This window comes from Methanospirillum stamsii (assembly GCF_003173335.1).
GTDB lineage: Archaea > Halobacteriota > Methanomicrobia > Methanomicrobiales > Methanospirillaceae > Methanospirillum > Methanospirillum stamsii.
In genome coordinates this window covers 30616-52858 of record NZ_QGMZ01000010.1, presented here as the reverse complement: position 1 = coordinate 52858, position 22243 = coordinate 30616, and the positions used below count along the sequence as shown (strand labels likewise).

The 22243-nt window shown below is 46.3% G+C and carries 24 protein-coding genes and 2 tRNA genes; 14 read left to right on the top strand and 12 right to left on the bottom strand.

All coding sequences use genetic code 11. The features are described from left to right. The first annotated feature begins 3 nt into the window (after nucleotides 1–3). Nucleotides 4–1182 carry a sugar phosphate nucleotidyltransferase gene (locus tag DLD82_RS04570; RefSeq protein WP_109939933.1) on the top strand — a complete coding sequence of 393 codons (1179 nt, stop codon included), beginning with the start codon at nucleotides 4–6 and terminating at the stop codon, nucleotides 1180–1182. Here the strand turns inward: DLD82_RS04570 and DLD82_RS04565 are convergent. After that, nucleotides 1155–1985: a CBS domain-containing protein gene (locus tag DLD82_RS04565; protein ID WP_109939932.1), complete on the bottom strand. Its 831-nt coding sequence runs from the start codon at nucleotides 1983–1985 to the stop codon at nucleotides 1155–1157. The genes DLD82_RS04570 and DLD82_RS04565 overlap by 28 nt on opposite strands. A 133-nt stretch (nucleotides 1986–2118) precedes the next feature. Here DLD82_RS04565 and DLD82_RS04560 point away from each other — a divergent pair, with 133 nt between their 5' ends. After that, entirely contained in the window at nucleotides 2119–2826 is a 708-nt protein-coding gene (locus DLD82_RS04560) for a hypothetical protein (protein WP_109939931.1), read from the top strand. 49 nt (nucleotides 2827–2875) lie between these two features. Here DLD82_RS04560 and DLD82_RS04555 read toward each other — a convergent pair whose 3' ends face one another. Continuing rightward, a complete protein-coding gene (locus DLD82_RS04555) occupies nucleotides 2876–3457 on the bottom strand; it encodes an HVO_0476 family zinc finger protein (protein ID WP_109939930.1) in 582 nt (193 codons plus the stop codon). Nucleotides 3458–3488: 31 nt separating this feature from the next. Between DLD82_RS04555 and DLD82_RS04550 the strand changes: the two genes are divergently transcribed. Both DLD82_RS04550 and DLD82_RS04545 read left to right on the top strand, forming a co-directional pair. Continuing rightward, nucleotides 3489–3935: a DUF371 domain-containing protein gene (locus tag DLD82_RS04550; RefSeq protein ID WP_109939929.1), complete on the top strand. Its 447-nt coding sequence runs from the start codon at nucleotides 3489–3491 to the stop codon at nucleotides 3933–3935. 83 nt (nucleotides 3936–4018) lie between these two features. Next, on the top strand, nucleotides 4019–4198 hold the full coding sequence (locus DLD82_RS04545; RefSeq protein ID WP_109939928.1) for a hypothetical protein: 180 nt from the start codon (nucleotides 4019–4021) through the stop codon (nucleotides 4196–4198). Between the two features lie 17 nt (nucleotides 4199–4215). On the opposite strand, the gene DLD82_RS04540 is transcribed toward DLD82_RS04545, so the two are convergent. Genes DLD82_RS04540 through ppsA form a run of 5 tightly spaced genes read right to left on the bottom strand, consistent with a single transcriptional unit; the run spans nucleotide 4216 to nucleotide 9665 of the window. Next, nucleotides 4216–4827, bottom strand: a complete 612-nt coding sequence (locus DLD82_RS04540) for an METTL5 family protein (RefSeq protein ID WP_109939927.1) — start codon at nucleotides 4825–4827, stop codon at nucleotides 4216–4218. After that, a complete protein-coding gene (gene dph2 / locus DLD82_RS04535) occupies nucleotides 4824–5765 on the bottom strand; it encodes a diphthamide biosynthesis enzyme Dph2 (RefSeq protein ID WP_109939926.1) in 942 nt (313 codons plus the stop codon). The genes DLD82_RS04540 and dph2 overlap by 4 nt, the downstream gene beginning before the upstream one ends. Beyond that, a complete protein-coding gene (hpt, locus tag DLD82_RS04530; protein WP_109939925.1) occupies nucleotides 5749–6297 on the bottom strand; it encodes a hypoxanthine/guanine phosphoribosyltransferase in 549 nt (182 codons plus the stop codon). Before hpt ends, dph2 begins: the two co-directional genes overlap by 17 nt. After that, on the bottom strand, nucleotides 6278–7387 hold the full coding sequence (gene mfnA / locus DLD82_RS04525; protein WP_109939924.1) for a tyrosine decarboxylase MfnA: 1110 nt from the start codon (nucleotides 7385–7387) through the stop codon (nucleotides 6278–6280). The genes hpt and mfnA overlap by 20 nt, the downstream gene beginning before the upstream one ends. Then, the gene (gene ppsA / locus DLD82_RS04520) at nucleotides 7377–9665 is read right to left on the bottom strand and encodes a phosphoenolpyruvate synthase (RefSeq protein ID WP_109939923.1); all 2289 of its coding nucleotides are present in this window, start codon (nucleotides 9663–9665) and stop codon (nucleotides 7377–7379) included. Before ppsA ends, mfnA begins: the two co-directional genes overlap by 11 nt. Before the next feature lie 147 nt (nucleotides 9666–9812). Here ppsA and DLD82_RS04515 point away from each other — a divergent pair. From DLD82_RS04515 to DLD82_RS04490, 6 genes are all read left to right on the top strand, one after another. Next, a tRNA-Tyr gene (locus DLD82_RS04515) sits at nucleotides 9813–9918 on the top strand. An 8-nt stretch (nucleotides 9919–9926) separates the two neighbouring features. Continuing rightward, nucleotides 9927–9999 (top strand) — tRNA-Asp (locus tag DLD82_RS04510). Between the two features lie 68 nt (nucleotides 10000–10067). After that, nucleotides 10068–10892, top strand: a complete 825-nt coding sequence (locus tag DLD82_RS04505) for a hypothetical protein (protein WP_146199694.1) — start codon at nucleotides 10068–10070, stop codon at nucleotides 10890–10892. Between the two features lie 56 nt (nucleotides 10893–10948). Beyond that, nucleotides 10949–11359 (top strand): hypothetical protein, encoded by a 411-nt coding sequence (locus DLD82_RS04500; protein ID WP_146199693.1) that lies wholly within the window; start codon nucleotides 10949–10951, stop codon nucleotides 11357–11359. Beyond that, complete coding sequence (locus DLD82_RS04495; RefSeq protein WP_109939920.1) at nucleotides 11356–12063, top strand: PKD domain-containing protein; 708 nt, start codon at nucleotides 11356–11358, stop codon at nucleotides 12061–12063. The genes DLD82_RS04500 and DLD82_RS04495 overlap by 4 nt, the downstream gene beginning before the upstream one ends. A 48-nt stretch (nucleotides 12064–12111) precedes the next feature. Beyond that, nucleotides 12112–14004: a tetratricopeptide repeat protein gene (locus tag DLD82_RS04490; RefSeq protein WP_219968301.1), complete on the top strand. Its 1893-nt coding sequence runs from the start codon at nucleotides 12112–12114 to the stop codon at nucleotides 14002–14004. On the opposite strand, the gene thiL is transcribed toward DLD82_RS04490, so the two are convergent. Genes thiL through DLD82_RS04475 form a run of 3 tightly spaced genes read right to left on the bottom strand, consistent with a single transcriptional unit; the run spans nucleotide 13986 to nucleotide 17644 of the window. Continuing rightward, entirely contained in the window at nucleotides 13986–14849 is an 864-nt protein-coding gene (gene thiL, locus DLD82_RS04485; RefSeq protein WP_109939918.1) for a thiamine-phosphate kinase, read from the bottom strand. The two genes, DLD82_RS04490 and thiL, sit on opposite strands and share 19 nt — an antisense overlap. Then, complete coding sequence (locus DLD82_RS04480; protein WP_109939917.1) at nucleotides 14850–16790, bottom strand: DUF460 domain-containing protein; 1941 nt, start codon at nucleotides 16788–16790, stop codon at nucleotides 14850–14852. After that, nucleotides 16784–17644: a serine/threonine-protein kinase RIO2 gene (locus DLD82_RS04475; protein ID WP_109939916.1), complete on the bottom strand. Its 861-nt coding sequence runs from the start codon at nucleotides 17642–17644 to the stop codon at nucleotides 16784–16786. Before DLD82_RS04475 ends, DLD82_RS04480 begins: the two co-directional genes overlap by 7 nt. A 25-nt stretch (nucleotides 17645–17669) precedes the next feature. Here DLD82_RS04475 and DLD82_RS04470 point away from each other — a divergent pair, with 25 nt between their 5' ends. Beyond that, on the top strand, nucleotides 17670–18389 hold the full coding sequence (locus tag DLD82_RS04470; RefSeq protein ID WP_181391252.1) for a hypothetical protein: 720 nt from the start codon (nucleotides 17670–17672) through the stop codon (nucleotides 18387–18389). A gap of 63 nt (nucleotides 18390–18452) precedes the next feature. Next, nucleotides 18453–19190, top strand: coding sequence for an NAD(+) synthase (nadE, locus tag DLD82_RS04465; RefSeq protein ID WP_109939914.1), 738 nt, complete (start codon nucleotides 18453–18455; stop codon nucleotides 19188–19190). Here nadE and DLD82_RS04460 read toward each other — a convergent pair. Beyond that, nucleotides 19175–19879 (bottom strand): glucose-6-phosphate isomerase family protein, encoded by a 705-nt coding sequence (locus DLD82_RS04460; protein WP_109939913.1) that lies wholly within the window; start codon nucleotides 19877–19879, stop codon nucleotides 19175–19177. The two genes, nadE and DLD82_RS04460, sit on opposite strands and share 16 nt — an antisense overlap. A 52-nt stretch (nucleotides 19880–19931) precedes the next feature. Beyond that, on the bottom strand, nucleotides 19932–20678 hold the full coding sequence (locus DLD82_RS04455; RefSeq protein ID WP_109939912.1) for a DUF128 domain-containing protein: 747 nt from the start codon (nucleotides 20676–20678) through the stop codon (nucleotides 19932–19934). A 62-nt stretch (nucleotides 20679–20740) separates the two neighbouring features. Here DLD82_RS04455 and DLD82_RS04450 point away from each other — a divergent pair, with 62 nt between their 5' ends. Both DLD82_RS04450 and rlmH read left to right on the top strand, forming a co-directional pair. After that, entirely contained in the window at nucleotides 20741–21685 is a 945-nt protein-coding gene (locus tag DLD82_RS04450; RefSeq protein WP_109939911.1) for a hypothetical protein, read from the top strand. 71 nt (nucleotides 21686–21756) lie between these two features. Next, nucleotides 21757–22236, top strand: coding sequence for a 23S rRNA (pseudouridine(1915)-N(3))-methyltransferase RlmH (gene rlmH, locus DLD82_RS04445; RefSeq protein WP_109939910.1), 480 nt, complete (start codon nucleotides 21757–21759; stop codon nucleotides 22234–22236). Nucleotides 22237–22243 lie beyond the last annotated feature (7 nt).

Below are 22243 nucleotides of genomic sequence, written 5' to 3'. Positions count from 1 at the left end.
GATATGAAGGTCTGTATCATGTGCGGAGGCGAAGGAACCCGTCTCCGTCCGCTCACGTTCGAACGTCCAAAACCCTGTATTCCAATCGTTAACAAACCTTCAATTGAACACCTGGTATCTCATCTTTCCAATCTCGGTTTTCATGATATTATCATCACCGTGGGATACAAGGGCGATACCATTGAGCAGTCTTTAGGAGACGGGGCACTTTTTGGGGCAAATATCAGTTATGTCTACGAGGAGACGAAACTTGGCACTGCCGGCAGTGTGAAGAACGCAAAGCACCTGTTTGGAGAAAAACCGTTCCTTGTTGTCGGCGGCGACCATGTCACCGATCTAAATCTCCTTGAATTTTACCGGGAGCACCTGAAAAATTCTCCGATTATTACGATAGGTCTCATCAGCGTGGATGATCCCTCGGAGTATGGAATTGCAGAGATTGATGTGGAAAACCGTATCCGTCGGTTCAGGGAAAAGCCCGGGCCTGGAGAGATATTCTCAAATCTTGCGTCTACCGGTATGTATGTCTGTTCGCCGGACATTTTTGATTACATTCCGGACGGAACCAAGTTTGACTTTGCAAAAAACCTCTTCCCGATGCTTATGGAACAGGGAAAGATCCTCAACGGGTGGCTTGCAAGAGGGAACTGGTCAGATGTCGGAAGTCCTGCATCACTCCGGATTGCTGAAAAGTGGAAACTGCAGGAGATGATCTCTACCAGCATATCCGGGGACATGGATATTAAAAATGCACATATCCTGGGTCCGGTTGACTTTGGCGGGTCAATCTATGTTGGCCATAACAGCAGAATTGTGGGGCCTGTTGCCATTGGAAGCGGAACTTCAATCGGAGACAATGTCCTCATCGGACCATATACGTCGATTGGTAAAAATTGTATTATCCGGAGCAATGTCCGGGTTCTTTCATCTTCTCTCTATAACCGGGTGGTCATCGGTCAGGGAACTTCAGTATCCGGGGCAATTATTGACAATGATGCAATGATTGGTGATTCCTGCAGTGTTGAACATGGATCGGTCATCGGTCCGCGGACGGTAATCAGGAACCGGGTAACAGTCCATTCAAATACCCGGATATGGCCTGACATGGTGGTAGCGGACGGCACCACAGTTACCGAGCACCTGCTCAATGACGCTTATGATACCCGGTGTGAGGGATCCTGATACTGGTCAGGGACAATTGTCCCCATTCCTCCGAACCGGTGAGTTCCGGCAACGAGGGGATGGCGGGCATAATCCATTATTGAAATATCGTCTATTGTTTTCAGGTTCATGGCCTTGGCGGTTCGTTCAAGGCCGAGTTCAATATTTTCTGTAATCTCAATAATATACGCTTCAAGGATTTTTATGCCCAGTTTTCTTGCGGCAACCGCCCGGTGATGACCGTCTACCAGGATGATACGCCCGGGTTTCTGAATTACTATGACCGGCTCTGCAAGACCCTTTTTAATCTCATATATGCGTCCTTCAAGTTCATCCATATATATTCTTGACTGGGTGGGAAGGAGCATGTGAATCTGCACCGGACCCTTTGAGAGGTGAGGTTTTATTTCATGGAGCCGTTCGAGGGTATCCATCAGTTTGTAGACTTTCTCCGGTGAAACATGTTCAATTTGTGACCTGACCACATCGGTATTGGAGATAATCCCCAGAAGTTCGTTTTTTTCGTTGACAACCGGGAGTTTCTGGATTCCTGAACGAATGATGACCCGTGCAACGTCTCCGATGGCCATCTCCGGTTCAGCCACAATGAGATGATGGCTCATTATCTCCCTGACCGGGGTTTCCGGATGCACAAAGAGCAGATCCCTGGCTGATATATATCCAACAACGATATTCCCGTCTACCACCGGAAATCCGTCATGGGAGGTGACCTTGATTGCATGGATAACTTCCCGCGCGGTTCCCGTCATCGGAACGGTATCCACATCAGAAGTCATGTAATCCCGGACCCTCTTTTTATCCATACGAATCTTCTCACCCTGTGCAGGTATGAATCCATCGTTTCAAAGTCAGGGGAGTTTTCAATATCTGTTTTACGTCCCTGACTCATAGACAGGATTGTATCCTTTATCTCCCGGCAGGGATTACGTAATAGGAATGAAAGGATTCCGCCAAAAGCCTTCAGAGAAAAAAGAAGAAACAAACTGGACAAAAATTGGAATTGTCGTGGTTTGTGTTCTGATGGCTGTCTTTATGGTTGTATCAATGTTCGGTATGTCATGGCTGAACATTTTCACACAGGCAAAGCCCGGAAACAGTGCTCTCGTTGATTTCACCTTCCTCGACGCGCAGGATCGTCCGGTACTCTCCAGCGTTTTATCAACCATCACCAAGGTAACTGATCCTAACCTCATTACATTCAAGGCTAACGCTTTAGCTGTACGGGTAAACACTTCAACTGAGGATGATTTAGTGCCGGTTCAGGCAGTAAATCCAAATAACGCCGTCGGTGTTGTTGAGTTTGGATTGTTTGGACCTGAAATTGAGATGATCAGTTCCTCAATTGAGGGTATGAGAGTTGGAGAGTCGAAAACCATTACAAATCCCTATGCCTCACAGATGGCAAGACAGATGAGTCTTGAGCAGTTTGTCAACATTTCCGGAGAGATGTTCGCAGATGTTCAGGTAGGAGATCAGGTGCCTCTTGCGTTTATTGACCAGCCGACTATACCAATGGATAACGCTACCCCGGCATCATATATCCGGACTGCAACTGTGGTCAGCCGGGACGAAGGTAATATTACCTTAAATTACGGATATCCGACAATTGAAGTTACGGTATCCCAACTGGTAACTTCCCAGTAATCCGGAATTAATATTGAAGGTTATAATGCCTTCAAAGAGGTTTTTTTATTCAGAGCCGGTAAGCATATATTCGCTTGATCCGGTTGGCAACTTCGTATTTCCCTTTTCTTCGCTGTATTATTCCATTCCTGAGGCAGATATGGTCAATCCGGGAACGGACATTGTCAATCGATATCACTTCGTCGATGGTAAAACGGTCATCCCCTTCACATGCAACATACATGGGCAGTGTTTTTTTCCCGTCATGAACAGAGATCCGGACAATGACATCGTCAATGGCACGACTCCAGATGGTGCTTATCTCCTCTGCAAGTGCCTTTTTAACGCGTTTATCCCCGATTTCTATAGACATAATTTCAACACCTGCACCTTCCCCGTCATCTTTCTCGGCGACGATATAGTCACCAACCTCAACCTCTTCTCCTTTCATCAGTTCTGCCTTACCAACAAAGGATTCACCTTCCCTGCTGACAATTGTCTTCACCAGAACGGGTTCAGGTTCAGGGGGCAGGGGTCTTCTGGTTGTGAGGCCGCACACGGTGCACCGGAGGATGAGTTCGCGTGATTCACTCAAAACCTCCTGTTCTGTCTCCTCTTTGCAGGTGTTACAATACGCATCTATCAGATCCATTGAATACACATGGAAGAGAGTGTGTAAATACATGGTCAGAGAGGAGGAGTATCTCGTTGCCCATGGTCATCCGAATGTGACCGCCCTGCATCGTACCACTTTTGAGATAACCCGCGAAAAAGAACTCAGTCTGGCCGGAACCTGTATCATTGCGGTTGGTGCAGACAAAGGAGCAGCAGACCTCGATCGCAGATTTTGTAAGGCTCTTTCAGACCCGGAGGCAGTACTTGAAACTACTCTATCATGTGGCCCGCACAAAGTCCGGGTTTTGTCACAGGGTGATCCTGGATTAGTACTGACCCATCCGACCGATCTGGTCTGGAGAAAATCTTCATTTACCTGCGGCAGGACCATCGGGGTGTATGCTGACCACACGGCACAGAACATCCTGCGTGAGATGGTTGCATTACTTCAGAATGGTGAAGACCTTGAAGTCTCACTCGTTGTCACCAGTCCGGATAAACCAGGGTCAGAATAGGATGCAGGCCTTAACTTACTGATTGTTTATAAATATCTTCATAACATACGGATATTAGGAAAATAGATTGGAGGATTAATCACATGGATAAAATGGGACTTGGAATGTTAATTGTCGGTATCATCCTCATCATCGGTGGTGCCTATGGTATCTGGTACTTCCTGCCGTATGTCATCGATGTGGTAATGGGAGCAATTGGTATCATCGCTCTTCTTATCGGAATCATGCTTGCCGGAATTGGATTTATCCTGGTCAAGGATTAATAACCAGAATCTCTTTTTTACGTTTTCCTGCTTATAATGTGAATCTCTACCGGGATTTCATGTTTATCCCTGGTATGGAACCAGAATGTCCGGGGGATGCTTAGTCCTGCCAGAATTGAAGAGACGATAACGCCCCGATCTTTTATATATGCTGTTATAAATGGGCATGATCCTGCATTATGGATGCTGTATATCATATCTCCCTTAAGCAGTGCCATGTCAATAAAGGGCCGGTCAGCATGTTCATTCTGTGCTCCGAAGGGGGGATTCATGATTACCGTATCAACATCAGGGATAAGGCCTGGTGTATCACTGTCGGTGATATCTGCCCTGATAAACCTGATATTACATCCAAGGTCCTGAGCATTCGCTTCTGCAATTGAGATAGCTTCCAGGTCATCCTCAACAGCGATTACGTTTGCTCCAAGCAGTGCCGCACCAATAGCAAGAATACCTGTACCGCACCCAAGGTCTAGAACCTCTTTTCCTTCAATATCTCCGGCAAGCCAGGCGGTATGAATAAGACGGGCTGCAAGTGGTGCCGGTGTCTGGTATTGCTCGCGTTCTACTGAAGGATGCTCAAATCCGGAAACCCGCTGCAGAAGCATCTCAAGCTGGCGAAGTTTCATAGTATTTCATCAACCTCATAGTCTTCGAATTCCCTGACTCCGCAGAGGATTTCAAACTCTCCTGGCGTCAGAACCGGAGCAGAAAATCTGACCTGATCATCATATGCAAGGCGGGGACAGGCAGTATTCACATAACAGGGAAACCCTAAGTTGAGCAGTTGGTCCGGGGTTACTTCACGTATCATGACCTGAAATGCGTTTTTAGAAAGGCTGCAGAGATGTTCTGCCAGTTCTTTTCTGCATTGTCCGCTCTTTTCAGAGACCAAAATCCCAAAACTCTCTGCTTCTTTGGCTTTTTGAATCAGACCAAACCGTTTCCGAAGAAGCCTGTCTGCATCCGGTTCACTGATAGTACCGGTGATTGGATCACATGCAAAAACCCGGGCTTTGGTTGCAAGTTTTATTCCGACAGGGTGAAAAAGACCGGTCCCCAGAAAAATTATCTCATCTGCCCCGGTCTTTCTTGCTGCATCAAATGAACATCCAAGAACCTGACCCGGACAGGGAGTCCGGTGTGATGCCTCTGCAATAATTGGCTTAATTCCTGCAGAGGTCAGGATTTCTGCAGCATCTTTTAAGAGATGAACATGCTGGATAGTGGTAACAAGGCCTGCCTTTGTACCGGATAAAAGCGGGATGACATTTTTGATGACGGTGAGGTCAGCGTTGACCGGCCATGTTTCGTAGAACACTCCCCTGGTGTTATCAACTGGTGTATGGCCAATATGGACCAGGATATCTGCATTGTCCCGTGCATAGAGATCAAGGTCGCAGGCACCATAACAGGGATCGCCGCTTATAATTACTTCAAACCCCTCTTCCCGGAGGTTTGTTGCAAGACCGGGAAGGATTCTTTTCAGTCCTTCCGGAGCCTGCAATGCAACTCTCTGATACCCTTTCTCACGCAGCTTTGTGCAAAGTTCAGGTAGTTTGATCAACTATTCTCACCGAATCGGTCACTTCAATGGAAACAAGATATGAATAGGGAAGAATCAGGTCCGGACTGCCCTTTTTTATGACAAATCCGATGTCCACGATCTCTGCACCGATAAGCTGAAGTGCTGTTATTATTCCGTTCATGGTCCCGCCGGTACTGATGACGTCATCGATAAGAACAATCCGGTCCCCTGGATTAATTCCGTTTATGTACATTTCTCCCTTGGAATATCCGGTCACCTGGCAGACATCACACTCTCCGGGAAGACCATATTTTCTCTTCCTGATAATATTGAGTGGAATATCTGTCATGAGGGATAATACCGTTCCGATAGGAATGCCCATGGCTTCTGCGGTTACGATGTATTTGACATTCTCAAGGTTCATGAGCCGTATCATTCCGACCGCAATCTCCCGAAGGAGGTCTGGATGGATATCCGGAACACCGTCGGTAATCGGATGAACAAAATAGTTGTATTCACCTTTTTTTACAATCGGGCAGGTAATTAATGATTTAGTGAGTATTGGGTACATGAAATTCTCCAAAATCTGCAAGAAATGATTCTATTACATCACGGCTGACATGAGGCATACAAACTATCCGGAGGTCTCCTTTCCGGGTATATGACACAATCCAGGGTTTTGGTACATCCACATGGTCAAAGGTTGCAACATTTACATCCGGGGTTACTTTTCTCCTGACTCCGAATGCTTCCATCCCTTCAATAAGACGCCGGGTATTCTCCATGCAACCGGTAACAAGAGAGGTATATCCTTTCGTCCCAAAATACCGGCTGACTGCATACGCTGCTGCCACTGATGCACCCGGACGCGTTCCGGTCAGGCTGTATGCCTGTTTTACGGTAAGGTATGGCGTCTCGACTAAAAGGTTACAGAACACCTTTTCATCTCTCACCATGAGCACTCCCGAAGGGATGGTGCCCATTCCCATTTTATGCGGATCAACAGATATTGAGCCGACTTCCGGAATTGAAAAGTCAAACTTTGGAGCATCCTTTAGGAAGGGAAGGACATATCCTCCAAAAGCTGCATCCACGTGCAGATGAATGTCCTCCTGCCCGGCGATTTTTCCAAGTTCTGGAATCGGGTCAGTCATGCCATATTCCGTTGTTCCGGCCACGCTCACGATACAACAGGTATCTTTGTCGATAAGTTCCCCTGCTGCATTTACATCCATCCGGTATTCATGGTCAAGAGGGGCTAACCGCATCTCAACATCCATCATTTTACAGGCTTTCTCAAATGAGAAATGGGCTGATGCCGGAACTACAATATTTGGGTTTTTAGCCTTTTTTGCCGCCTTGCAAAACCTGAGAACCTGGATGTTTGACTCGGTCCCTCCGGACGTTGTGCATCCTCCTGCTGATGGCTCATGATACAGGTCAGCAAACCACCGGATAAGTTCGTCTTCTAGAGAAACAGTGCCTGGAAAGAGTCCTGGATCTCCAAGGTTTGTCTCCATGAAAAGAGCATGAGCCTTTACTGCCACCGGATGCGGGGTGGTGCACATGGATGAAAGAATATGGGAGTAAGAAAAGTCCTCTTTTCTTCTGGCCTCAAGGAAGCAAAAAAGTTCGTCGGCCAAAAGGCCTTCAGCATCCATACTGTTTTCTCGCCGCGTCAAGGATTATCCGTTGCTCTGTCTTTGCGACAGTCTCACGGATTTTTGCTATTGCATCAATGTTTGATGAAACACTGGTAATTCCATGTTCAACGAGCCATGTTACCATATCCGGCTCACTTCCTGCCTGTCCGCAGATAGATACTTCGACTCCGCCCTTTCTGCAGGCCTGAATGGCAGTATCAATAAGAGCCAGCACTGCCGGGTGTTTTGGCCAGTACATATCGGTGACATTCTCATTGTTCCGGTCGATGGCGATGGTGTACTGGATAAGATCATTGGTTCCGAAGGAGGCAAACCTGATTCCGGCTTTGATGAAGTCTTCAATGAGTACTGCACTTGCGGGAATCTCGATCATAACCCCGAGGTCAACATTTTCCACATCCACTCCGGCCTGACGGAACTGTTCTTTAGCCAGAATAAATTCCCGTGGGTGAGATACCATCGGGAACATGATGCCAAGATTGTCATATCCAAGGTCCCAGAGTCTTTTAAATGTGTCAATCTGTAATCTGAACTGGGCCGGACTCTGGAGGTCACGCCGAATTCCACGCCACCCGAGCATGGGGTTGTGTTCAATCGGCTCGTTCTCCCCGCCCTGCATATTCCTGAATTCATCGGTCGGTGCATCAAGTGTTCTGACCCATACTGGTTTTCCCGGGAATGCGTCAAGGACTACTTTTATGCCATTCATCAGTTCAGAGATGAATTCATCTTCTCGGTGGTTCTGAATATACCAGTTCGGGGTTTTATTTAGTCCAAGAATCAGGTGTTCAATCCTGAGAAGTCCTACACCGTCAGCTCCGGTGGCAGCCGCACGCTGGGCAGCTTCAGGCATCGAGACATTTACTTTTACTGATGTTGCCGTGATTATCTTTGCCGGGGCTGCTGCAACTGTGGTCTGTGCAGGACCTGCGGCTGCAGGTGGCTGGACTATAGCGCCATCGTAAATGAGTCCTTTCTCTCCGTCAACCGTGATTATCTGACCGTCTGAAAGAATCTGGGTGGCTTTCCTGGTTCCAACAACGGCCGGGGTTCCAAGTTCGCGTGAAACAATTGCTGCATGACAGGTCATACCTCCCTCATCTGTTACAATTGCGGCAACCTTGCGCATGGCAGGAACCATGTCCGGGTTGGTCATGCGTGTGATCATGATGTCACCTTCCTTGACCTTCCCGATATCCCGGACATCTTCAATGATGATTACCGGTCCACATGCAATTCCGGGAGAAGCACCCTGACCCTGGAGAATTACGCTATCAGCAGAAGCAGTTACCGTTTCTTTTTTGGCTGTCACGACTCCCTTGATGGTAGTGATGGGTCTGGACTGTAAAATGAAGATCTTATCCCCGACAATTGCCCATTCCATATCCTGTGGGACGCCGTAATGCTCTTCTGAAACGATTCCATAGGTTGAAAGTCGTTTTACCTCTTCATCGGAAAGAATTTGTACTTCCTGTCTTGAGGGTTCTACATCCCGGGTGATGGTTCCGTAATTGCCATCCGGAACAATCTCAATGATCTTTGGTGAGATAAGCCGGTCAATTGTTCGTTCCTGTCTCCGGTCAAATACATACTTATCCGGAGATACTGCTCCGGATACGACTGATTCCCCAAGACCCCAGGATCCTTCAATGATGGTCAGGAGTTCACCGGTTACCGGATGAGATGAGAACAAAACGCCGGCTTTCTCCGATGGAATGAGCTGCTGGACAACAACAGCGATGTTTACGGTATGATGGTCAAATCCTTGTTTTGCCCGGTAGTATATGGCACGGGCACCATAGAGTGATGCCCAGCATGTCTGAATCGCATTCAGAAGGTTTTCAATCCCTTTTATGTTGAGAACCGTCTCCTGCTGCCCTGCAAAACTTGCATCCGGAAGATCCTCTGCAGTCGCGCTGGACCGTGCAGCAACAATTTCACCACTTCTCCGGAGTTTCTCATATGCAGTACTTATCTCTTTTTTGAGGTCATCCGGCATTTTTGCCCTGTTGACGAGCTCTTTTGCCTTTTTTGCCGCTGATTCAAGTATTTCATTGTCATCAACATTGAGCGACTTTAATAGTTCATGTAATGGTTCTTCCAGTTTGGTCTGAACCAAAAAACGTCTGAACGCCTGACTGGTGACAACAAATGCCGGAGGAACGGGAAGCCCGATTGAGGCCATTTCCCCGAGTGAGGCACCTTTTCCACCAACTGAAGGAATATCCTCTTTTCTGATTTCCTCTAGCCAAAGAATATCTGGAACTCCCGTCATAAAGACTAACCTGTGAGTACGTCTTCCGTTTAATCGGTAATAGATGTTGTTTTCTAAGGCAGTGATTTTGATTCAGATATCTCATGAAGAACGACAACCAAACCAATATCTATATATGTGGATGAAGCTGACCTAATAGAGCAACATCCCGCCTTAACTCAGACTGGTAGAGTGCGCGGCTGTAGACTGAATTGCCGCTCGAGGCAAAAGCGCAGCTACCGCGATGTCCCCGGTTCAAATCCGGGAGGCGGGATATGCTCTGCCCAGATAGTGTAGTGGCCTATCATGTCGGCCTGTCACGCCGACGACTCGGATTCGAATTCCGATCTGGGCGTCTTCTTTTTCCGGCAATCTTCTATACCTCTCATACCAATACCTATGAAGATAATTCCGGTGCCTTTCATGAATAAGAAAATCACAGTTGTTATAGTAATAAGCGTTATTCTGATGCTTATCACGATAGCAGCCGCAGACAGACTTCCAAACGGGACAAATACAACGAACCGGCAGATGCCATCAGAATCATATCTGGAGGTAATCGGTCAGATGTCCTCCCATCAGGTATACCAGTTGGATACCTACAGTAATGGTTCTCATGATGAAGGATTTTTAGACCAGGGAGAAACCTTCTCTTCTGTCATCTATAAAAACGACATGAGAACAAACGGAGGGTATCTGTCACAGAGTAAAGGACTGAAGATAGATGAAGGTCCGCAGCAGAAGGGGGGCTTTAATGTGGATTCAAAAATAGTCTCCACATACCTGACCGATCCGGAACTGGGGAGCAAGATGTCCTCATCTGATTCTCTGGAACTCTATACCTCCGGAAACGCGAGTAGTTCCGAGCTTGTTGTCCGAAATCCGGTTGTGGCAGATATCATTGACGACTATATCGGCGGATTTAACAGTTATTACAAAGGGGCATCTGCAGTAGATATGACCAGCGGTCAGATTGCCACCATGGCCAGGACACGGTCTGTTGGTTCAGATGATACTGTTCCGGCTGAACTCCGGTACCTGATTGGAATCCATCCGGACCTCTCTTCCGGAATGCCGTATGCTGCAGGAACAGCAAGTACGGAATTTGCCATGACCAATGAAGAGGGTGCGGGAAATACCACAGAACTTGCATCGACCAAATCCATGGCTGATTCAACCACCATTGACGGACAGATATTCAGGTTTAGTAAGTCCTTTGTGGTGACCTCAGGGATTGAACCAAATTAATTTTTCACCGGGAAACATTTTAGAACCGACTGACAAATCAGATGAGCGTGAAAAATATGCCTGATATTCGCGTATTCATCTATATTCTCATAATATTTTCTTTAACTCCGACCATGATTCATGCCGATTCGTGGTCTGTCTCGCCTGCTTTTGATGATCATGTCAGTGGGTCGACCAGTCTTATCAACATGGAATCGGTTGCTATGGAATCTAAACTTAAAATCCGGGCCGTAGGTGAGGAGGGAGTGCCGGCTGGTATTGAATATATGGTCAGTATCGGTCCGATTCCTGGAACAGAAGCTGCAATAGGGACTGTCCGGACAGATTTCAGAGGTTCCATCCTTGAAGCCAGGGGACTAAACCTGAATGAGTCGGCACGGAATGTTTGGCGTGACCATGCCATGGTGAGTGGAGAAATTGTAAACTTTATGAAGTCCTTTACCTATACCTCAGGAATTACATTATGATATCAGCCCGGTGGAGTTCTGTCCTTGGATTTTTTTGTGTTCTGATTCTGTTGATTTCAGCAGTTCAGGCTGCTTATACGATAAAACCTGCAATGCTGCCTTCACCCTCCGGGTTTACACATGGGTGTCACCCCTCGTATGATGATTTTGTGGTGTCAACGATTGCTGCAGATTTTACATCAGACAGGACAGAAGGGGATGCGCCATTTCGGGTACGGTTTTATGATGTTTCATACGGGTTTGCAGATAACCGGATATGGGATTTTGGAGATGGTAACAAATCAACAGAAAAAAACCCGGTTCACACATACCGGACGCCGGGATCATATGATGTAAGCCTTACTCTTTACACCAATTACACCTATGAAACTTCAAAGGCTGAGTACCTGAACATGAGCAGGGGACAATATACTGATTTTATGTGGTCAAGTATTGACAGGGAACTGGATTATATTACCGTTCATGAGAGGGGAAGTGGTGTCAGGCAGGAAATTCCGGAAGGATGGTCACCTGAACCGAAAAACCGGGTGGAAATGCCATCCGGATTAGACGGTGCTATTGGAAGTGCATCATTTAAAGGAAATGAGATTACGATTTACAATAGTTCTGCCGGGTATCTGACTGAACGGGGATACCAGGAAACACTTAATATTGACGGAGCGTACTATCTAGTAAAAAGCGTTCCTTATAATACTGGCTTTTAATCTTTTTTTTATACCCTGATGGTTATGCAAATTATCACCTATAGTGTAATGAGTATCGTTCTCATTACCGGAATGTTATGTATATGCGGGTGCGTTGAAGACAGGCCAATAGATGTTGAAAACGTCACTGGTAACTTATCGGACCTTGCAGATGAAAAAGCCCAAAATGGTAGTGCACAGGAGGCATTGTCCCTGTATGATGCTGCTATTCGGCTCAATGAATCAGATCCTGAATTATGGCTGAAAACCGCAGATTTGTTGTCTAATGAATCAATTGATTCTGAAGCATTGAGTGTATTTAATCAGGTTCTTACCCTGGACCCGCTGAATAGTTCGGCCCTCATTGGACGTGGAAGGATACATGAACGGGATGGACAATACTCCCTCGCGATTGAAGATTTTAAAAAGGCAGTGTCATTGGATCCGGACAATTCTGCAGCCCACTCCGGCCTTGCAGATGTATATACCGCCTTACAGGAAGAGGATAAGGCTCTTGTTGAGTATGGAACCGCAATTAATCTCTCACCCAAAGATTTCTCCCTTCATGTAAAACTCGCTGAATTATTCTTTAACTCCGGCAGGTACAACGAAGCAGCAAAGGCATATGATAATGCTCTTAAAATAAACCGTTCACATTCGCATTCATGGCAGCGGCTTGGAGAGATGCTCAAGCTTTCTAATCGTCTGGATGAGGCAGCTGTTGCCTATGGTCAGCTCAATACCTTAATTCCTGATAATACTGAAAATGCGGTGATTGAAGCAGATTTGCTTGAGAAGACCGGAAAGTATGAGAAATCAAAGGAGATATACTCCCGGCTCATCAAAGACGATCCAAAGAATATTGATTATCTGATTGCACTCGCACGGATTCAGAATGTTCTTGGAGAATATGATGAATCAGCGGCTGTATCCCGGAGTGCACTCCTGATAAACCAGAGCAATGCAGATGTCTGGGCAAATCTCGGGTACTCGTATGCAAATATGAAAAAGTTCGATGCTTCCTTTGATGCATTCAACAAATCATTGAAGATAGAACCTGATGATCCGATAACGATAACCAATGTGGGGTACCTGCTTATGCAAGCCGGAAGGTACCAGGAAGCTCTCTATCGGTTTGATAATGCAACCCGGATTGACCCTGATGATTCGGCAACATGGATGCAAAAAGCCCGAGCCCAGCTAGCTCTCGGTAAAAAAGACGATGCCCAGAAGTCTGCAACAAAGGCAACGAAGCTTTCTCCTCATTCCTATGACACATGGTACGTGCTGGGTGATGTTGCATCGGTTAACAAGGATTATGAAATTGCCAAATCTGCATTTGAAACTGCCCTCCAGCTTGATCCGGTGAGTGATGATGCCTGGAAGTACCTGGTAGACTCAATGCGGGAGTTACAACAGGGTTTTGAGACGGTTCATTATTATGATGATATGCTGTCTAATAATCCGAATATCACGATTGCCTGGATGAGAAAAGGATATGCAGCAGATCTTGCCAAGGAATATAGTATTGCAGAGAATGCATATTCAGAGGTCGTCCGTGTTGATCCGAAAAACACTGAGGGATGGACAAATCTTGGATTTGCACGGTTTCAACAGGGTAATTATTTCGGGGCCATTGAAGCTTTCAATAAGTCTGTTGAGATTAACCCGAATCAGTCAGTATTTTATGTAAACCGGGGGGCTGCGTACCAGAAGATTGACCAGCTTGACAAGGCATACGATGATTTTTCCATGGCTATTAATCTCTCTCCTGACAATCGTGATGCCCAATACGGAATGGGTAAAGTACTCTATAAGATGGGCAGAATCAATGAGGCATTCCCTTACTTTGATAAGATTGGAGAAAATCTCTACATTGCCCGGGTATATGATTCCCTGTACCAGGGTGTGACATACTTCTCAAATAACTGGAACTACTGGCGTTATTCGTACCAGTGGTGAAGGTACCCTTTTTTCTCCAGTATTCTGCCGTCCATGATAACTCCGGGCTCATCTGTTACCCTTCCGATTATGGTGCAGGGTAGGTTAAGGCTCTGATAGGAATTTTCGGGAATGCAAAAGAGCAGTTCAAAGTCTCCACCGCCGAATAATGCAGCAGTCATCGCTTCTGAATGGTCGACATCTTCCGGAATAGGGATACTTGAACCGGTGATGGTCATTCCTGTCCCGGATTCTTCTGCAATGTCATAGAGTGAAAGAGCCAGACCATCACTGATGTCCATCATGGCCGTGGCTCCGGCCTTTCGAATAGCGATTCCTTCCTCAACACGGGGCTGTGGTTCACAGAGATCTTTCCAGAACCTCTTATCAGTCAGTCCGGGAATTGCCCTTCCAAGAACACCAGTTACACAGATGAGTTCTTCGGGTTTTGCACCTCTTCTTTGAACCGGCTGACCATCGGTTATAATCCCAAGACCGGTAGAGACGATGGTAAGTTCATGGTGGGCATCGAGGTCCCCGCCTGCATAGGTTGCACCAAACTGATTGCAACAGTCAGATGCTCCTGTAACAATTCCTTTGAGCCGGTCCTCATCATCAAGGCCGATTGCAAGAACAAGCTGAACCGGTTCTGCGCCCATTGCTGCAATATCACTGATGGTGACCGCTGCAGACATCCATCCTATCTGCCAGTCTGTGATACCTTTGGGAAAGTCTGACCGCTCATGAAGCATATCGGTTGAGGTTACCAGGATACCACAGGGGAGGGGAAGGATTGCACAGTCATCGCTACATGCGTCAGTTCCAATGACCGGTCTGATGATACGTAAAAGAGTCCGGTCATCCATTCATTTCACCTTCCTCTCCCGTTCGGCAATATATTCCTTCATGAGGTCATCGAGCATCATCTCACTTTTTCCTTTCAGGTACTGCTGGTAGTCATCATTCCATGAATCAAGGGCATCGGCATATGGTTCTTCATCGCATGTTCCAACATCCCCTTTTACCTGGATATGCATGTCCCGTGACAGGACAAGAGGAAGTCCTTCTTCAAGGAAGATGTCTTTTAGTTCATTACTCAAAGTCTCCGCAGATTTTTCGTTCAGGATGACTGATTCAACTCCAGCCTTTGCAAGATCATGAACAATGCCTTTTCCCCATGCTGAAAGACTTTTTACATACAGGATATCATCCTTTATGATTCCAACCCGTTCAGAGAGGAGACGGACATTATCTCTTGAAAGGTCTGCAATGACCTTCACAACCCTGGTGCCCTGTGGTCTTTCCTCGTCGGTTGTTTCTTTGAGCCTTTTCAGACGTTTATGTAATTTTTTATTGTTTTTCTCTTCCTGTTTTAACCGGTGCCTGAGATTTGCTATAATCTGGTCTCTTTTGATGATGGCAGGGTCAATATTGATTCCTTTATCCCGTTCTGTTTTAAGCCCGGTAATCCGTCTTGAGAGAGTTTTGTTCTCATGTTTCAGGGATGTTATCTCATTTTGAAGGTCTGCTACCAGAAGACGGAGATCTTTTACTTTTCCATCCAGGATTCGCACCCGTTCATCTGATGAATCAAGGATGACTTCAGGTTTTTTCTCTTCAGTGCTTCGTACAGTATCCCTTTTTCCGGCCAGTATCTGTTCCAGTGACTGACCCCTGATAATCCCTGCTTTTACTTCCTCAAGGTCTACCCCGTACGGAACACGTTTTAAGATTCCAGTAAATTTGTGGTTCCAGAACCGGTATGCTTCAATAGCTGCCGTCAGGGCGTCCCGTTCATGGTCATTGCCATATCCGAATTTTCCGGCAAGTTCGTATTTTGTCTCCACACTGATGTCTGTTTTCGGAGTATGGGGGGTTGCCTGAAATGCCCGGCGGATTTTTTCAACCGAAAAAGGCATGGGCACAACATCTGACGCAATGATGAGAGGTTTTCCAAGTGACCAGAGAAACTCAGTGACATCACCCATGGTCATTTGACGGGAGCTGTGGACTTTGATGAGTTCTCCGTTCAGGTCAAGGACTGCAATCCCGATGGTTGTTCCTGGATCAATTCCGACGATAAGATACTTCGGCCTTGCAGATATCGGTCTGTACTGGATCCTATCAAGTCGTTTTCCGGACAGACGTATCTGGACGTCACCTCCCCGTGAAGAAGTGACCGGGATCAGATCTCTCTTTTCACGGACATGGAAGCTAACCCGCGAAACCCCGCCAAAAGCCTTGTACTCTTTTTTCCAGAATGAAAGTCCGGAACTTTGCAGGTCATGCTCAACTTCCCGTGCATACCTGAGGACATTACCATGGATCTTTCGTGCATACCGGTTCTGACTCCATCCGCCTTTTCCCGGAGACCTGTTCCGGGTGATAGTTATCTCAGTCTCTTTTTCAAATGCGACAACCTGGGATCCGGCACCGTGATGTGCGACTTCTGCTATCGCTCTTGCTTCTGCAAAGGGATCAAACCGGTCAAAGGAGATGTTATACCGTGCAGCAACCTGGATGAGTCCGGTTTGTCTGTCCCCTCCGGTAACCACGACAAACATTGTTTTAGAGGGTAATAATTCAAGAAACCGGTACAAGTCCTGGGTATGCGGGGCTATTTCCTGTACTGAATCAACCGCCAGAATATCAGGCTGGTCACGGTGAATAAGCCGTATCAGTCGATGGAGGGAGACTGCCAGCTCACGAATTATCTTTCCCTCTTTTGCTATCACCAGAGCATATTTCGGCTGGACTGTCCGGGACCGGACAGAACCGGTGATAAGATCTATTCCAAATATCAGCAACCGGTTACACGACTCCGTACGCAATCCATATCAGAAGATATCCGGTACCTGCGGAAGAAGAACTTTGTGATGGTCTCAAGGTCATGGTCAAGAATTTCCGCAGCGTTTTCATGGTTTGGAGAGACCCACTGAGGCCAGTCTATAATCCAGATCTGATTGCCATCATACATGACATTGTATTCTGAGAGATCTCCGTGGATGTATCCGCGCTTATATGCCGCATGCACCTGTGAGAGTATCTCTTCGAGCACTTCGTTTGGATTTTCCAGGGGGCTCTCCGAGAGCCGGTCTCCGGGTATGTAGGTCATGGCGATAACATTCCGGTTCATGGCAAGGGGAGTAGGGATGTTCACATGGTTCTGCAGGGATGATAAGGCCAGGTATTCCTGTTCCGCAGAAAAATGTGACGCAATAACCCAGGGGCAGTGCTGTTTCTCCGGAAGGTAACTTCTTCCTTTTCTCACGGTCTGAAATGATCTCTGCCCAATCCGGTGTAGTTTTAAAATCACCGGACCTGTGCCGAGCGCCTCGTACACCCGTGATTCTTTTCCTTCACCAATGCAGCTCCCAAGAGAACTGATTATTCCTTTTTTAACCAGGTGAGAGACGGCCAGGGTGTCATACCCGTTAAAAACCAGGGTATATCCCGGATATGGAACCTGTGCATATTTTACCATGCCCTTTTCCATGAGTTTTGCTATCCGGAATTCGACCTCACCGGAAGAAAGGCGGGAATTTTTTACTATCTCATCTACAGGAACCAAGGAATACCTGTTCATGAGATATTCAACAGACTGGAGAATTCGGATTTCATATTTATGAAGGGTTTTGATATGGTCGGCGGAGAGGTGCATTTACATAAGGTTTTATTGCCCCGGTATGTTATACCCAATGGCATTATGGGAGATGGTCATGCCTGGTGAGCCCTGTTTTTCATGCAGGGCACCATCGGTGTACAGTCAACAATACTCAGGAAAACATCTCTGTGAGCGACATCTGGCTGAAGATATTGTAATCAGGGTAAAACGGACTATCCGGCTGCAGGGAGGCCTTGGAAAAAAATCCGTAATCGCCGTTATCCATGATGGTCCCGGCTTTATCCCGCTCCTTCATATTCTGGGCTCTGTAGTTTCATCAAGACCTGGCATGAAGATGATGATACTGGAACCAGATTCAGAAGATTCTCTCTATAATCATGATTTTTCTTTTCTGCCTTCTTCGATACAGACCAGGGTTGAGCGGGGCATGCCTGAATCGTTCATGGAGATTGCAATCCGGGGTGAAGCAGACAGGATTATCCGGTCAGCTACTCTGGATGAGGAAGCTTCACAGGTACTGGGTTCACTCTTGTCCGGAGATTCTTCTTTTTTTATGAAAAGCACTGATACTGCTTCGGTTATCTGTCTTACTCCATTGTGTGAGATTCCGATGGCTGAACTGGCAATATATTCACGGTATACAAATCTTCCCTTTGATGAGGCCGGTTTACCAGAGTCCGGGAATGTACGGGGGTTTTTAACAGCACTTTCAAACAATCATCCGTCAGTTCCGTTCTCGTTACTGAAGTATCGTGACCGGCTTCGTGACCTGGGGCAATAGTCAATACTCCCAATTATTTATCCTCAGGTTTTTTTCCATCGCAATACAAGATAATGGACAAGTATGAACACTGCCGGTTCGGATCTCTCACCCATCATCGGTCTGCTTCAGGATATTTCCAAAAAAAGCAACTCTTCAGGCTTTGTTATCGGGCTCTCCGGTGGTATAGATTCAAGCGTTGCTGCTGCTCTTTGTGTAAGAGCGGTCGGCGCATCTTTAGTCCGGGGATTTTTTCTTCCATCCGGGGTGACTCCTTCAGGTGATGAAGAGGATGTCAGGATGCTTGGTGAAGTACTTGGTATCCAGGTGACCACCGTTCCGATTGCCTCTGTCATTGACCAGTACAGAAAGATGCCCGGATTTTTAGAGAGCTCATATCTGGTTGGAAACCTCATGGCGCGTACCCGGATGACAATACTCTACTATTATGCCAACCAGATGAACCGTCTTGTATGCGGAACATCCAACTATACCGAATTTCTGCTCGGGTATTGCACGAAATATGGTGACAATGCAGCAGATGTCCAGCCAATCATTCACTTAACGAAGACGGAGGTATGGAATCTTGCAAGAGTTCTTGGAATTCCTGACCGATTGATTGAGAAAACTCCTTCAGCCGGCCTGTGGCAGAACCAGACAGATGAGGATGAACTTGGACTGAAGTATGCAGTGATTGATGAGGCAATTGTAAATCTTGAAAACCGGGGGTGGAAACCGGTCACACCCGAAGAACATCAGGTATTAGAAAAGATCCAGCGGGCGGGTCATAAGCAAAGGGCGGTTCCTCAGGTAAAAAGATAGAGTTTTTTATATTCTTCGATATAGGATCCTGGTTTATTCAGGAAATCCAGGCATTTTTCATCACCGATGCAGGAGTACAGGGTCTGCTGTGGGAATGGCAATGGCAAACTCTTTCCATGGCACGTCACTTCCCGGAGATGAGGGATGGTATCCGGGTATCGTGGATTTCTTGAAATTTTCCCATCTGCAAACAGGTAATATGCGGCCCCCTGCATCTCTTCAAATGGCATATATTCACTGGTAAATGCTGAAGAAACAAGGTTAGCCATGAGAAGGGTTTCTTTTGAAGGATTTATGGTTACATGCCCATATCCGGGAGGAATAAGGACCAGATCCCCTGCATGTGCCCTGACCAGTATAATATCTGAGAGATCCTGTTTTTGGAGAAGGTAGAGTGCTTCTCCTTCAAGGACTTCGTATATTTCTGTATACGCATAACTGTCAGGAGCGTGCTGATGATAGTGACCTTTTGTTTTTATCCATTCCCCACAGATGATTCTTCCGGGTATCCGGGTAATGTCATACCGGATCTGGTGACTTAAAAGCCAGTCTTTATCATTTTCATTATTGGAAAGACCACGAAACATCTCATAAGCAGGCCCTTCACAAAGGCAATTCGGATCTGCCATTACCGGTAGAAGTTCCGAACATTTTCTGACATCCGGGTTGACTAATGGGATGGTCTGCATATCAGTTCATCTTTTTTGTGTATGCTAATAATATTACCTACGCTCTGTTTTTTTACAATTCGGAAATGAACTGCATGTTGGAGACATCAGTAAGCCCTTTCATGGCCTGCATCGTCACATGTATTCCTTCTTCTTTGAGGGCGGCAATCCAGTTTGTCCCGCCAAGTGCTGCAAGCCCCATATACTGGGGATCTACTGCCACTCCGAGGCATGGGGTATTTGGAAGACCAAGATCAAGTATTCCGGTAAAGTACCCGTCGGTGAGTTCTTCCAGAACCTCCTCCACCTGTTCTTCAGCTTCCATGTGACATTCACGGATATTTCCCAGCAGACTTCCATTTCCGTTTTTAATGACCTGAAGAGCAGATGTAATCTCCTGTGATACCAGAACCTGGAGTGGATCGATGGTTGTGTATTCATATTTTATCAGGTGAGTAAACCGTTTGGGAATATTATCGGCAACCTCGATAACCCCCCCTCCGATGGGATTAAAAGGAATGCCCCGCTGGAGGAGTAGTCCGTCAAGATTAGTGCTACAGAGGGTTAAAATACCACACTGGTCTTTCGGGATGGTGAATCCTTCAATTATTTCTCCTTCTTTTAGTATCTTAATCAGGCCGCTTGGCGATACTCCTGCCTCACAAGTCGCGCGAAAAACCGCTAATGTATGCTCAAGGTCTGATGAACGCACCAAAGAGAGATTATACACCACAGTTCCGGTTCCTTCTGTTGGGTTGAAGGTGACCTGCATGGCAAAATCCTCTATCTGGTGACTGACAAACCTGAGGAATTCACTCATGACTCATTGTACGAGTCCGTAGATAGAAAAATATTCTTTTTTTGGACGGTAATAGATACAGTATGGAGCAGAGAACCAGGGAAAAAGTATCGAAGGCAGTTTCAGATATTTTGAAAGCAGCCGGATTTGACGTTCATCATGCCTCTCCGCCCCTGGATATGTCTGCTATAAAAAACCCCACCAATCTTTTGGTGATGTGCACTGACGATCCTGAAGAGGCTGCGAAATACTCCGAGACTGAGTATACTATTCGTACAAGTCAAGGAGAGGAGATCTGTGAAAAACTTCTGGTGACCTTCAATCCGTCAATAAATTCGGATAATTGCATTGTATGGTACCCTGAAGAATTTGCCCTGTATGCCGGAGAAGCAGTTCTTGCAAAGGTGCTTGGAAAGACACTTGTTCTACCACTGGATGGTTCTGAAGAAAATTCTCCGTATAAACAACGAGTGACGCATGACCCTGACGGGGGTGTCAGGATACCTCATCTTCCGATTCGCATTCACCGTGACGAAGCTGAAGAAAAGGCCGGAATACCCGGACTTGTAACCCTTCGGTTCATTCCATACTGGCAGTTTCGTTATACCTGCAGGGGTGACGCAGCTTATAAAGACCAGAACATAAACTTTGATTGTTCCGGATCAGGCGCAATGAATGCAATCAATAGTGCATTTACCGATATAGATGCCGACTCAATTACCCGGCGCGAGATTCCGGATGGGAGTGATATTTCAAAACCCTCTTTGTCACGTGAAGATGCTGAAAACCATATTCTCAATCATCTTATCAGTTCAATGACAAAAAGAGTCAAATTGAGACAGGTCAAAGGAGATGCTATCTTTTACGAGGAGAAGAATCTCTCCCCTGAACGGGAAAATTTTACTCTTGATTTGCGCGAACTTTATATCCCTGTCTGGCAGATCAAAGGGAAAAAAATTGTTGAGATCAATGCAAACACCGGTCATCGCCTTAATGAACCATTGGATGACGGGGTAGAAGTCTTTTAATTATTTTTCTTTTTTTTAATCCCGGATATCATTAATGGATCAGGAATTAAAAATTCCCTGCACGTTACAGAATGGTCAGAATAAAAATCAGGGTAATCGGAAAAATTAAAGAGCCATACATACGGGACGCTATTGCCGATTATTCCAAACGAATCAGTTCTTATTGTCAGATTGAATCAATTGAATATCCGGAAGCTGCGGTTTTTGATAATCATGTCTCATCCCTGGAAGGAGCGATGGAGTCAGAAGGGATAAAACTTTTAAGTGGTATAAACCGGGATGATTACGTCATCGCCCTTGACCGGAAGGGAAAACAATGTTTAAGTGAGGCATTTGCAGACATTATCAAAAATTGTGAGGTGAACGGACCGTATCAGATAGTATTTCTTATCGGCGGTCCTCATGGACTCTCTTTGGCGTGTAAGGAGCGGGCTGATTATCTACTATCATTTTCTCAGATGACGTTTCCACATCAGTTGGCACGCCTTATCTTATTTGAGCAGATATACCGGGCTTTTACAATACTCCGTGGACTTCCGTATCACCGGTAAAAGATTA